A 12,690-nucleotide genomic window follows, 5' to 3' on the forward strand; every position below is an offset into this window, starting at 1 on the left:
TTGAAACCCTACATCTTCGAAATCACGTCCTCCTCGCCGTCACGATCGGCGGCGAGCTGGGCTGCCTGGGCCATGATCGCCGGGATGATGCCGGAGATCTCGTCGACGACGAGCGGCTGAACCCGGTGGGCGGTGTGCAGGAAGCCCTCTTCGGTCATATGGCGCATCAGTTCCATCATCGGATCCCAGAAACCGTTGATGTTGGCGAAGACCATCGGCTTCTCGTGGCGGCCGAGCTGCGCCCAGGTCATGATCTCGACGATCTCCTCCAGCGTCCCGATGCCGCCGGGCAAAGCGACGAAAGCATCGGAGCGCTCGAACATGGTGTGTTTGCGCGCATGCATGTCAGGGGTTACAATGAGTTCGTTGAGCTGACCGAGCGAGTGGCGAGTCGCTTCCATATCGATCAGGAATTCGGGAATGATGCCCGTCACCTGACCGCCGCCTGAAAGAACACCGCTCGCAACCGCGCCCATGATGCCTTTGGTACCCCCGCCATAGACGAGGCGCAGGCCGTATTCGGCGATCTCTCTTCCGAGAGCACGCCCGGCCGCCATGTGGGAAGGATCGCGTCCCGGCCTTGAGCCGCAGTAAACGCAGATGGATCGAATCGATACAGATTGTTCGGTCATAGAGGCAAACAACTATTCCATTTCAATGCAGTCAAGAAAATTGACTGAAAAGCAGCATGCCTAGCTTGCCTAATTGCTTTGAATGCTTGTGAAAAGCAACGGGAATCGCTAGCAATTTTGGTTACTACGGCAAATTGCCGCCTTGGGAGACATAATGATGAAGAACCGTGCCGGCTTGCTGGCTCTTGCAGTCCTCGTAATCGCAATCCTATTGATGGTGTTTTTCGTCATGCCGCGCATCGGCGGCGATGCAACCAAGGTCGGCGACGCCATCAACCAGGCAAGCACGGAGCTCAAGAACACGGTCAACGAGGCGGCAAAGACATCACGCTCCACCATCGCCGACACGGCTGCGGTCGCCGATAAGGTGGGTCGTCTTTCGGCCGATGCCGGCGTGTCGCTCAGCGAGCTCAAGGCGCTGTTCGCCGATGGCAAAGGCCCCGCCATCGATGCCTTCACCGCCGCCAAGACCAAGGCCGTCAATGCATTGACGGCACTTGCCGATTTTGCCATCCCCGAGGGTCTCGATCCCGCGACCCAGACCCTTGCCGCCAAGGCCAAGGACGGCGGCGCAAAGGCGCTCGCCATCGTTCAGTCGCTGCCCGAGAACATCGCCGATGCGTCTGCCGCGATCGCCAGGGCCGAGGCCGCGCTGACCGGTGCGCCCGAGCCCGCCCCAACTGCGAATAATGCGGCGGCGAATACCGGACCGAAGCTTCCGGCTTTCGACGTCTTGCGCGTCGAACCCGACGGCTCGACGGTGATTGCCGGCTCCGCCGAACCGAACGGCAAACTCGAGGTGCTCGACGGCGAAAAGGTGGTGACGACGGCTAATGTCGATGCGAGCGGCGATTTTGCCGCCGTCCTCGACGATCCGCTTCCAGCCGGCGACCACCAGCTCGTGCTCAAATTCACGGACAAGGACGGCAAGAGCACGCTTTCCGAAGAGGTCGCGACCATATCCGTGCCGAAGGACGGCAATGGCGCCAATCTGCTCGCCATGGTCTCCAAACCCGGCGCGGCGAGCCGGATCATCACCGCGCCGAAGGCCGGAACCGAAGTCGCCGATGCCTCCAATCCGGCGGCGCCGCCTGCGGACAAGCCGGCGAGCGAAACCGCGGCTGCGCCGACCGGCGAGCTGGCGCTGCAGACGCCTGGTGTCACCGACACCTCCGGCGGCACGGATACGGCACCGGCCACTCCCGGCACGGCCGCACCTGACAAGACGACTGCGCCCGATGTGATGGTCAATGCCGTCGAGATCGAGGGCAACAAGATCTTCATTGCCGGCACGACGCGCTCCAATGCCAAGGTCATCGGCTATGCAGACGACAACCTCATCGGCCAGGACACGGCCGGCACCGACGGTCATTTCGTCATCGACGGCGTGGTGGCGCTTTCGGTCGGCGACCACAAAATCCGCGTCGATGTCGTAGACCCCACAGGGAAAGTGATCGTGCGCGCGGCGGTGAATTTCAATCGCCCGGCCGGCGATCAGGTGAGGGTCGCGGCGCAATCGGTCCCGGCCGATGCGAGTGGCGCCTCCTCGATGGTGCCGCTCGACGAAGGCGAGCTCGGCAAGCTCAAGGCCGAGGCCGGCAAGGCCTTCGGCCTGCTGAAGGGGCTGTTTGCCGACGGCAAGCTGCCTGGCGCCGAACAGCTTGCGGCGGCGCGCTCGGCAACGGAATTCGCGCTGCGCTCCGTCGCCGACTTCCGCCCGGCGGCCGATGCCCCGGACGCGTTCAAACAAGCCTCCGGCTCTTCGTCGCAGGTCGCCGGCAATGCGCTGAAGCTGCTGCAAAGCCTGCCCGGGGATGCGAAGTCTGTCGGCGCCGCACTCGACAGGCTGGGCGGCATGATTGCCGAACTCACCGCTGCACCCGCTCCGGCGGCACCCACTGCAAACGACATCGGCAGCAATGAGCCGAAGACGATCGAACAGGCGCCGCTGACGGCAAACAACGCGGCGGTCATCATTCGCCGCGGCGACACGCTGTGGCAGATCTCACGCCGCACCTATGGCCTCGGCGTGCGCTACACGACGATCTACATCGCCAACGAAGACAAGATCATCAATCCCGATCGCATCCGCCCCGGCCAGATCTTCGGCCTGCCGAAGGATGTGTTGCCGAATGCCGAAGAGCTGCACCGCAAGCGTCTTTCCGGTCAGCGGCTCTAAGCTCCAACAACAACATGACGAGGCCGGGCGGGATAACCCGCCCGGCTTCTCTTTTCCTGAAGCCCGCACGTGTTGTATTCGTCCGCGCGGCACCCTATCTGGCGGCTGCGGGTTGTGGGAAACGCCTTCAGGCACATTCCGATTCCGCGCTTTGCCGGCATCGATGCGCCGCTACGACGGTACATTTCGTCCGGGCTGGAGATAAGCATGGCAAACGGCAAGACAGTCTCGGAATCCAATCTGCTGCGCACACTTCTCAACCTCTGGCCCTATATGTGGCCGGCCGGCCGAAGCGACCTCAAGATGCGCGTCGTCTGGGCCTCGGTCTACCTGCTGATCTCCAAATTCGTATTGCTGCTGGTTCCCTATTTCTTCAAGTGGTCGACCGATGCGCTGAACGGCAGGATGGATCTTGCCGGCTCCGTGCCGCCGCTCTTTGCCGGCGCCATCGCCCTTGTCATCGCCTACAACATCACCCGGCTGATCCAGCTCGGCCTCAACCAGCTGCGCGACGCGCTCTTTGCCAGCGTCGGGCAACATGCGGTGCGCCAACTCGCCTACAGGACCTTCGTGCACATGCACGAACTGTCGCTGCGCTTCCATCTCGAGCGCAAGACCGGCGGGCTTTCGCGCATCATCGAGCGCGGCACCAAGGGCATCGAGACGATCGTACGCTTCACGATCCTCAATTCGGTCCCGACCGTCATCGAATTCCTGCTGACGGCGGTGATCTTCTGGTGGGGTTACGGTTTCTCCTATCTCGCCGTCACCGCCTTCACCGTCTGGGCCTATATCTGGTTCACGATCCGCGCATCCGACTGGCGCATCGCCATCCGCCGGTCGATGAACGACAGCGATACCGACGCCAACACCAAGGCGATCGACTCCCTCCTCAATTTCGAGACCGTCAAATATTTCGGCAATGAGGAAATGGAGGCAAAGCGCTTCGACAAATCGATGGAACGCTACGAGAAGGCGGCGACCGATGTCTGGACCTCGCTCGGATGGCTGAACTTCGGCCAGGGCGTCATCTTCGGCATCGGCACGACCATCATGCTGGTGCTGTCGGCACTGGCGGTGCAGCGCGGCGAGCAGACGGTCGGCGATTTCGTCTTCGTCAATTCGATGCTGCTGCAGCTTTCCGTGCCGCTCAACTTCATCGGCTTCGTCTACCGCGAAATTCGCCAGGGGCTGACCGACATCGAGCAGATGTTCGACCTGCTCGAGGTGAAGTCCGAGGTCAAAGACGCACCCGATGCGAGCGAGCTCAGGATCGGCCAGGGCGCAATCTCTTTCAAGGACGTGCACTTCGCCTACGATCCGGCCCGTCCGATCCTGAAGGGCATTTCCTTCGAGGTGCCGGCCGGCAAGACGGTCGCCGTCGTCGGTCCGTCGGGTGCCGGCAAATCGACGCTGTCACGGCTGCTCTATCGTTTCTACGATATTCAGAGCGGCGCGATCACCGTCGACGGCCAGGATATCCGCACGGTGACGCAGAAGAGCCTGCGCTCTCATATCGGCATGGTGCCGCAGGATACGGTGCTCTTCAACGACACGGTCGCCTACAACATCCGCTACGGCCGCACATCGGCCAGCGACGGCGAGGTCTTTGCGGCGGCCGAGGTGGCGCAGATCGCGCATTTCATCGAAACGCTGCCCGAGGGGTTCGAAACCAAGGTCGGCGAGCGTGGGCTCAAACTTTCCGGCGGCGAGAAGCAGCGGGTGGCAATCGCCCGCACCATCCTCAAGGCGCCGCCGATCCTGATCCTCGACGAGGCGACGTCGGCGCTCGACACGACGACTGAGCGTGAGATCCAGACGGCGCTCGACGTGGTCTCGAAGAACCGCACGACGCTTGTTATCGCCCACCGTCTTTCGACGGTCATCAGCGCCGATGAAATCATCGTGCTCAAAAGCGGCGAGATCGCCGAGCGCGGCACACACGCCGCCCTCCTCGAAAGGAACGGCCTCTATGCCTCGATGTGGAACCGCCAGCGCGAGGCGACACAGGCGGAGGAACATCTGAAGCAAGTGCGCGAAAGCGACGACATGGGCGTGATCACGCGGCTTGCTCCGGCAAGCTGAACCTGGAAACCGGCGCCGGCCGGCTTTTGTTGTTCAGAACCCCGGCATGGGAACCGGGGCCAGGGCCACAGCATTGCCCCGGAGACGGTTTTTCGCTAACCAGCAAAAAACGACAACGCAAGGAGACCGGCAGCATGAGCCTGTTCAACACGGTTCGCAACACGATCGTCCCCGTGCACAAGGAGGGTTATCCCTTCGTTGCCGCCTTCTTCGTCGCATCGCTGGTCTTGGGCTGGATCTTCAAGCCGCTCTTCTGGATCGGCATGATCTTCACGCTGTGGTGCGCCTATTTCTTCCGCGATCCGGAGCGCGTGACCCCGCAGGACGACGATCTGGTGATCTCTCCTGCCGACGGCAAGGTCTCGGCGATCCAGATGGTGACGCCGCCGGCCGAGCTCGACCTCGGCTCCGAGCCGATGCTGCGCATCTCGGTCTTCATGAACGTCTTCAATTGCCATGTGAACCGGGCGCCAATGCGGGGGCGGATCGTCAGCATCAACTACCGCCCCGGCAGCTTCGTCAATGCCGAACTCGACAAGGCGAGCGAGGACAACGAGCGCAACGGACTGGTGATCGAAACCCGCCACGGCCAGATCGGCGTCGTGCAGATTGCCGGCCTGGTGGCGCGGCGCATCCTCTGCTGGGCGAACCCGAACGAGCCGGTGGATGCCGGCGAGCGCTTCGGGCTGATCCGTTTCGGCTCGCGACTCGACGTGTTCCTGCCCGCCGGTGCGGCACCACGCGTCTCGCTCGGCCAGACGGCAGTTGCCGGCGAAACCGTGATTGCCGAATTCGCCTCCGCCAAGGGTCCTGTCATCAGCCGCCGCAGCTAAAGCGGTTCAGCTTTTCACGGAAGCGACCGCTGGGCAGTCTTGCTGGAATTGCTTTAGGAACGATTGGAACGCGATATGGAAACGCCTTTTCCGCCTTTCGAGCCCAATGGGCCGGATGATTCCGCCCGCGGCCCGCGTCTGCGCGAAATCCCGCTCCGGCTCGTCTTTCCGAACCTCATCACCATTCTGGCGATCTGCGCCGGGTTGACCGGCATCCGGCTGGCTTTCGAGAATCGTTACGAGCTCGCCGTCGCCATGGTGCTGCTCGCCGCCTTCCTCGACGGCATCGACGGGCGCGTGGCGCGGCTGATGAAGGCGACCTCGAAGTTCGGCGCGCAGATGGATTCGCTTGCCGACATCGTCAATTTCGGCGTCGCGCCCGCCCTCGTCGTCTATGTCTTCGCCCTCGACCAGGCGCGTTCGCTCGGCTGGATCGCCGCCCTGATCTATGCGATCGCCGCCGGACTTCGCCTTGCCCGCTTCAACGTCATGTCAGAACGCGAGAACAAGGCGAGCTGGCAATCGGAATATTTCGTCGGCGTGCCGGCGCCGGCCGGCGCCATGCTGGTGCTGCTGCCGGTCTATCTCGGCTTCCTCGGACTGGCAACGGACCGCACCTTCGCCTATCTCTCGTCGATCTACACGGTGCTGATCGCCTTCCTGCTGATCAGCCGGCTGCCGGTCTGGTCGGGCAAATCGGAAGGCAACCGTCTGCGGCGCGATCTCGTGCTGCCGATGATGCTCGGCGTCGTGCTCTATGTGGCGCTGCTGATGAGCTACACCTGGGAGGTAATGGTCTTTACCGTTGCCGCCTACCTCGTTTCGCTTCCCTTCGGCGCACGGAAATGGCAGCGGAAATACGGGACCCTGACGATCGAGGAACCCGGCGTCGGCGACGACGATATCGGCCGGCACATCTGATCTTCGAGCATTTCCGGATTTCTCCAAATGACGGAAATGCTTCTTTTCCTTCATTCTCAGCTATCCCCGGGAAAGCAGGCGCTTTATCCCGGTGAAAACCGTTGCGCGCTTTTCCCCAGAAAACCGCTTTCGCGCTTTTATTGGAACCGCTCCCTTCAGTAAGTATTAACCAACGTAGGCTTCAGTTAAGCCTCGCGAATTATGGTCGGCGTTTACAAATCCTGATAAGCTACGCCCCCGTTTTGTCGCTATTCGTGACCAAACATCAAACCATAAAATACCCAGGGAAGAACCACGTAAGGAGAGTATCGTGACTTCGAAGAAGAGCAGTACCGGCGAACAGCAGGCGTCCAAGCCAGACCTCGCCGCCAACTATCGCCCCGTCGGCCTGAAGGCTGTTGCCGCAGCATCGCTGATGGCAAAGCATAAGCCGACCAGCGTCAAGAAATCCGCTTGAGGCGGAAGACTTCAAATTGGGATCATGCGTGCTTTCGGGTTACATGCGTTAGGCACCGCTGACGAAGTGAATGACGAGGCGATCGCCGGAAATCTCCTAACAACGCTCTGGCGACATAAGCACAACCCGAAAAACCTGATGGACGAAGCGACGTGACGCCGCCGCTGATGTGAGATGTCGGCGCCGATAGGCCGCCGGCGGCCCTGAACATCTTAGGATATCGTTCAGAAGAAGCTGAGTTGGCCGTCTTCCGGCTTTTGCTTCTCGGGCGCCCTCAGCGGCCTTTCGATGACGACCGGCTGCTGCAGGTCCGGCCCCATATTGGCAACCTTGTTGACCTTGTCGGAGACCGGGACGGCCTCAAAAAAATCATCCTGAACGGGCTGCATCAGGTCGGCCACGTCGCGTGGTTCCTGCGTCTTGCAATCGAGCCAGCGCGAGAAATCCTCAGGTCTGATGACGACAGGCATGCGATCGTGGATCGCCGATATGCCTGAATTGGCCGATGTCGTCAGGATCGCGCCGGTATCGACCTCGGAGCCGTCGGCCGAGGACCATGTCTCCATCAGCCCGGCAAAGGCGATGACCCCGCCCTGGCGCGGCCTGATCCAGTAGGCCTGCGGCCGCTCGCCGCTTTCCTTGGACGGGCGATGCCATTCATAGAAGCCGGAGGCCGGAATGAGCACGCGGCGATGGCGCATGGCGGCGCGGAAGGAGGCTTTGCCGATCGCGGTTTCGGAGCGCGCATTGATCAGCAGCGGGAAATCCTTCGGGTCCTTGACCCAGCCCGGCGTGAGACCCCAGCGCACGAGCACGGCGCGCCGGTCGGGCAGATTGCTACCCTGCTCCCTGCCCTCGCCCGCGATGACGACGAGGATCGGCTGCGTCGGCGCAATATTGTAGCGCGCCGGAAAATCGTCGAGATCGAGACCGGAGAAGAAATCGCGCAGGTCGGCGCGGGAGCTTGTCAGGGAGAAACGTCCACACATCGGCGTGTTTTTGCACCCAGCTCGTGTCCGGTCAAGGCGCCTCAACCTCTCGGCGCGAAGAGGATGAGGCTGGCGCCGGCAAGGCAGATCAGCGCGCCGCCGATGTCGTAACGGTCCGGCACGCGGCTCTCGACCAGCCACAGCCAGAGCAGCGAGGCGAGGATGTAGATGCCGCCATAGGCTGCGAAGGTACGGCCGGCGGCCTCGCTCGGAACCAGCGTCAGAAGCCAGGCGAAAAGCGCCAGGGAGATCATGCCCGGCGCCAGCCACCAGGCGGGCTTTTCGAGCTTCAGCCATGCCCAGAAGGCAAAGCAGCCAGCGATCTCGAAGAGAGCGGCAAACGCAAAGATGATGTAGGTCACGGAAGCACCTTTCGAATCCCCGCCGCACTCTTCATCCGATAAGATGGGCGATCACAGCAAGAGCAGGCCCGATGACATCCACCGCCAAACCCGCCTCATCCGCCATTCTCGAACGTGACGGACGATTCCTTCTGGTGTTGCGACGCAACCCGCCTTCCGCCGACATGTATGCCTTTCCCGGCGGACGTGCCGACCCCGGCGAAACGCCGGAGGAAACGGCATTGCGGGAATTCCGCGAGGAAACCGGCATTTCCGCCCGCAATCCGCGGCTGTTTTCGACCTATGACCTGAAGACGCATGCGGCCGACGGCAGCATCAACAGCCATTTCCTGCTGTCGGTCTTTCGCGTCGACGCGGATCGCGACGCGGTGGCGGAAGCCGCCGACGATGCGGCCGCCCTCGGTTGGTACACGGTGGAGGAAATCCGGCGGCTGCCGGTTCCGCAGAGCGTGCTCGAATGCGCGGAGCGGCTTTCGGGCGGCGAATAGAAGTGGAAACTTTCAGGCACGCCTTGTTGCCGTCATGCTCAGCGTATCAACTACGAGCATGATTCCCGTTCGACGCGTTTTCCTGGCCCTGCTCGTGCTCGCCGGCCCCACGATGGCGCAGGGCAAGAATACGCCGCCTCCACAGGAGGAGGAAATTGCGCCGCCGCCTGCTGTAGCCGTGCCCTATGATGACAAGCTGGCGCGGCTCGCCGAAGTGCTGGGATCGGTGCATTATCTCAGAACGCTCTGCAAGGCGGCGGGCGGCGACGAGTGGCGAGACGGCATGCAGCAACTGCTCGATTCGGAGACCGGCAACGAACCGCAGCGTCGGGAAAAGCTCACAGCGGCCTTCAATCGCGGTTATCGCACCTTCGCCTCGGTCTATACGGATTGCACCCCGGCGGCCATCGTGGCAGAAGAGCGCTACCGTAACGAAGGTGCAACACTCGCCACAGAAATTACCTCGCGCTTTGGAAATTAACCTTAAATTAACCTGTTTTCGCATGCGGACGTGTCGTTTTGGGAAAAGGCTGTTAGTGTTGTTAACGGTGCAGTAAGACATGAGAAGTTCTGAGGAAAAAACAATGGAAGCAAGCCTCAACGACATCGACGACATGATCGTCCACGAAAAGATGCAGGCGGCTCTGGAGTACCAGAACGAGGCTTGGGCCGACGGCATGGCCGACGGAATCGAGCCTGAAATCATCGCTGATGCAGCCATTGCGCATGCGCTGCGCGAGACGATCAGATTGCATGGGGAAAACAGTGCCGAAGCCCTGCTGGATTCGCTGCGTGAGCGCATGCTTGCCGGCGAATTCTCCGCGAACCGCACCCTGCAATAACGACCAATCAGAGAGATTGATGCGCCCCGGTAAAGAGAAAATTTCGCGAACTCCCCTCGCGCCGGTGCTGCTTGCGTTCAGCCTCGCCGCCGGCAATGTTTTCCTCGCGCCGGCAGCCTATGCGCTTTCCGAACTGCACAAGATCCCGGGCCAGGCGGCCAACGACACTCCGCCCGCGCAGGGAAACGCTCAGGGACAGAGCCAGCCGCAAGGCGGGACCACTCCCGGTGTTCCGATGGCTGATCCGCTGGTCAACAGCCAGAACAATCAGGGTGTCGACAAGACGCCCGGCGCCCAGGATGCTTCCAAGCCCGTCGAGGTGATCTACGATATCGGCAAGGTGCCGGAGCCGGTTCGCAAAATGCGTGAGCAGATCGTCGAGGCGGCCGCCTCCGGCGATCTCGAACGGCTGCGGCCGCTGATGGGCACCGGCGCCGAACAGACGCAGGTGACGGTAGGCGAGCCGACCGACGATCCGATCGGCACGCTGAAGGATCTTTCAGGCGATCCTGACGGAGACGAGATTCTTGCCATCATGCTCGACATCGTCTCGACCGGTTTCGTGCATGTCGGCCAGGGCACAGCAGACGACATGTATGTCTGGCCCTATTTTGCCGAGAAGGATCTGAAGTCGCTGACGCCGCCGGAGCGCGTCGAGCTGCTGCGCATCGTCACCGCCGGCGATCTCTCCGACATGCAGGAGTTCGGCGGATATAATTTCTACCGCCTCGGCATCACACCTGCGGGCAAATGGAAATTCTTCACGGCGGGCGACTGACACCCCGTCTCACTTGCGCCTTTCACATCTCGCATGGCGCTTGCGATCCACCTCATGAAGACATACCTCTGAGCGATGACCAACGCGACAGGTTCCGCCATGCCAGCCGTATTCCTGAAAGACCGCTCATTGCTTCTCGTCAGCGGTGCGGAAGCCCAATCCTTCCTGCAGAACCTGATCACCACCGATATCACCTCGCTCGGCGCCGACGAGGCGCGGCCCGGGGCACTGCTGACACCGCAGGGCAAGATCCTGTTCGACTTCATGATCTGGCAGGACGGCGACGGCTACAGGATCGAAACCGATGCCGGCCAGCGCGACGGCCTGCTGAAGCGGCTGACCATGTACAAGCTGCGCGCCGCCGTCACACTTGCGCCGAGTGCCGAAGAGGGCGTCACCGTTTCCTGGGATGAGGACGCCGACGGCAGCCAAGGCGTCCGAGACAGCCAAGGCGTCCGGGATAGCCGCTTTGCCAAGGCCGGCGTCACGCTGATCCGACGTCCCGGCAAACATGGCGACGGCCAGGAAGCGCTCTACGACGCGCTGCGCATCAGCCACGGCATCGTTACATCGGGATCGGACTTCGCCTTGCAGGACGCCTTCCCGCATGACGTGCTGATGGATTTCAACGGCGGCCTCTCCTTCCGGAAAGGCTGCTATGTCGGCCAGGAGGTCGTCTCGCGGATGCAGCACCGCGGCACCGCGCGCCGGCGCGTCGTCACGGTGTCCGCCGCAACAGCCTTGCCGGAGACCGGGACGGAGATCACCGCCGCCGGCAAGCCCGTGGGAACGCTCGGCTCCGTCGAAGGCGGCCATGGGCTTGCGATCGTGCGCATCGACCGCGCCGGCGCCGCGATGGCGGCAGGCACGCCGCTGCTCGCCGGCGAAACGCCTGTTTCCCTCGTCCTGCCGGCATGGTCCGGCCTTGTCTTTCCCGCCAGCGCCGACGAGGCCAGCGCGTGACAACGGCGAAAACTCCGCGCGCCTGGCAACGCATGCTGTCCGGGCGCAGGCTCGACCTGCTCGACCCCTCGCCGCTCGACGTCGAACTCGCCGACATCGCCCATGGGCTTGCGCGCGTTGCCCGCTGGAACGGCCAGACCTCAGGCGATCATGCTTTTTCGGTGGCCCAGCACAGTCTCGTCGTCGAGGATATTTTCCGCCGCTTCAACGACGCGCGGCCGCAGGAGTGCCTGATGGCGCTGTTGCATGATGCACCCGAATATGTGATCGGCGATATGATATCGCCGTTCAAATCGGTGGTCGGCGGCGGCTACAAGACGGTGGAAAAGCGATTGGAGGCCGCCGTGCACCTGCGCTTCGGCCTGCCACCGCACCCCTCGCGCGACCTCAAGGACCGGATCAAGAAGGCCGACGCGATCGCCGCCTATTTCGAAGCGACGGTGCTTGCCGGCTTCACGCCCGCCGAGGCGCAGAAATTCTTCGGCCAGCCACGCGGCATCAGCAAGGACATGCTGATGATCGAGCCCTTGCCGGCGATCGAAGCGCAGCGGTTGTTCTGCGAGCGTTTCGCGGCGATCGACGCCGAGCGGGAGACGGTATCGTGAGCTTCATCGTCGTCTCGCCGCTGGCCCGCATCGCGGAAATGGCGGTGCGCCACAAGGCGCGCGACATGATCAGCCTGATTGCCAAGGAGCAGGCCTTTCACCGGCCGGGCGTGATCGCGGCCGATCGCCATCTGACGCTCGGTATGAACGACATCGCCTTCAAGGGCACCGGCAATCTCGTAGCGCCTGACGAGACGCATGTGCGCGGGATTATCGACTTTGCCGCCTCGTGGCGGCAGGAGACGCCGCTGCTCATCCATTGCTGGATGGGCGTGTCGCGATCGCCGGCCGCAGCCCTGATCGCCGCCCTGTCGCTGGCACCGGATCAGAGCGAGGGAACGCTTGCCCGCCGGCTGCGGGCCGCCTCGCCTTTCGCAACACCGAATACCCGGCTGGTCGAGATCGGTGACGCGCTGCTTGACCGCGGCGGCCGGTTGGTCGCGGCGGTGCGGGCGATCGGCCGCGGTGCCGATGCCGACGGCAATGCGCCCTTCGTGCTTGATATCCGGGACACCGCCTGCGGTTGACGCTGCCGCCAGCCGCTCCATCTAGCCCC

15 protein-coding genes are annotated in these 12,690 nt (G+C 62.7%); 12 read left to right on the plus strand and 3 right to left on the minus strand.

Translation table 11 applies throughout. From position 1 onward, the window contains the following. Window positions 1–8: 8 nt before the first annotated feature. Window positions 9–632, minus strand: coding sequence for a TIGR00730 family Rossman fold protein (locus FHT69_RS10910; protein WP_080759971.1), 624 nt, complete (start codon window positions 630–632; stop codon window positions 9–11). 154 nt (window positions 633–786) lie between these two features. Between FHT69_RS10910 and FHT69_RS10915 the strand changes: the two genes are divergently transcribed. The 5 genes from FHT69_RS10915 to FHT69_RS10935 all read left to right on the plus strand — a co-directional run bounded on the left by FHT69_RS10915 (window position 787) and on the right by FHT69_RS10935 (window position 7,107). Beyond that, entirely contained in the window at window positions 787–2,811 is a 2,025-nt protein-coding gene (locus FHT69_RS10915; RefSeq protein WP_183905321.1) for a LysM peptidoglycan-binding domain-containing protein, read from the plus strand. 207 nt (window positions 2,812–3,018) lie between these two features. Continuing rightward, entirely contained in the window at window positions 3,019–4,896 is a 1,878-nt protein-coding gene (locus tag FHT69_RS10920; protein ID WP_047616292.1) for an ABCB family ABC transporter ATP-binding protein/permease, read from the plus strand. Next, entirely contained in the window at window positions 4,794–5,729 is a 936-nt protein-coding gene (locus FHT69_RS10925; protein WP_280952055.1) for a phosphatidylserine decarboxylase, read from the plus strand. Before FHT69_RS10920 ends, FHT69_RS10925 begins: the two co-directional genes overlap by 103 nt. Window positions 5,730–5,804: 75 nt before the next feature. After that, window positions 5,805–6,650 (plus strand): CDP-diacylglycerol--serine O-phosphatidyltransferase, encoded by an 846-nt coding sequence (gene pssA, locus FHT69_RS10930; RefSeq protein ID WP_048338675.1) that lies wholly within the window; start codon window positions 5,805–5,807, stop codon window positions 6,648–6,650. Window positions 6,651–6,960: 310 nt separating this feature from the next. Beyond that, entirely contained in the window at window positions 6,961–7,107 is a 147-nt protein-coding gene (locus FHT69_RS10935; RefSeq protein ID WP_164735938.1) for a hypothetical protein, read from the plus strand. 224 nt (window positions 7,108–7,331) lie between these two features. On the opposite strand, the gene FHT69_RS10940 is transcribed toward FHT69_RS10935, so the two are convergent. Then, window positions 7,332–8,096: an SOS response-associated peptidase gene (locus FHT69_RS10940; protein ID WP_183905322.1), complete on the minus strand. Its 765-nt coding sequence runs from the start codon at window positions 8,094–8,096 to the stop codon at window positions 7,332–7,334. Between the two features lie 41 nt (window positions 8,097–8,137). Next, the gene (locus tag FHT69_RS10945; protein WP_183905323.1) at window positions 8,138–8,458 is read right to left on the minus strand and encodes a YnfA family protein; all 321 of its coding nucleotides are present in this window, start codon (window positions 8,456–8,458) and stop codon (window positions 8,138–8,140) included. A 71-nt stretch (window positions 8,459–8,529) separates the two neighbouring features. On the opposite strand from FHT69_RS10945, the gene FHT69_RS10950 reads away from it, so the two are divergent. From FHT69_RS10950 to FHT69_RS10980, 7 genes are all read left to right on the plus strand, one after another. Further along, complete coding sequence (locus FHT69_RS10950; RefSeq protein WP_183905324.1) at window positions 8,530–8,946, plus strand: NUDIX hydrolase; 417 nt, start codon at window positions 8,530–8,532, stop codon at window positions 8,944–8,946. Window positions 8,947–8,980: 34 nt separating this feature from the next. After that, window positions 8,981–9,427: a TIGR02301 family protein gene (locus tag FHT69_RS10955; RefSeq protein WP_063474246.1), complete on the plus strand. Its 447-nt coding sequence runs from the start codon at window positions 8,981–8,983 to the stop codon at window positions 9,425–9,427. A gap of 103 nt (window positions 9,428–9,530) precedes the next feature. Further along, window positions 9,531–9,788 (plus strand): hypothetical protein, encoded by a 258-nt coding sequence (locus FHT69_RS10960; RefSeq protein WP_047616277.1) that lies wholly within the window; start codon window positions 9,531–9,533, stop codon window positions 9,786–9,788. 19 nt (window positions 9,789–9,807) lie between these two features. Beyond that, a complete protein-coding gene (locus FHT69_RS10965; protein WP_063474245.1) occupies window positions 9,808–10,566 on the plus strand; it encodes a hypothetical protein in 759 nt (252 codons plus the stop codon). Between the two features lie 99 nt (window positions 10,567–10,665). Further along, entirely contained in the window at window positions 10,666–11,529 is an 864-nt protein-coding gene (locus FHT69_RS10970) for a YgfZ/GcvT domain-containing protein (RefSeq protein ID WP_097631121.1), read from the plus strand. Then, complete coding sequence (locus FHT69_RS10975) at window positions 11,526–12,134, plus strand: YfbR-like 5'-deoxynucleotidase (protein ID WP_047616273.1); 609 nt, start codon at window positions 11,526–11,528, stop codon at window positions 12,132–12,134. Before FHT69_RS10970 ends, FHT69_RS10975 begins: the two co-directional genes overlap by 4 nt. Next, on the plus strand, window positions 12,131–12,661 hold the full coding sequence (locus tag FHT69_RS10980; protein WP_063474244.1) for a tyrosine phosphatase family protein: 531 nt from the start codon (window positions 12,131–12,133) through the stop codon (window positions 12,659–12,661). The genes FHT69_RS10975 and FHT69_RS10980 overlap by 4 nt, the downstream gene beginning before the upstream one ends. Window positions 12,662–12,690: the final 29 nt, after the last annotated feature.

Origin of the sequence: Rhizobium sp. BK008 (genome assembly GCF_014197345.1) — a bacterium.
Classification (GTDB): Bacteria; Pseudomonadota; Alphaproteobacteria; order Rhizobiales; family Rhizobiaceae; genus Rhizobium; species Rhizobium anhuiense.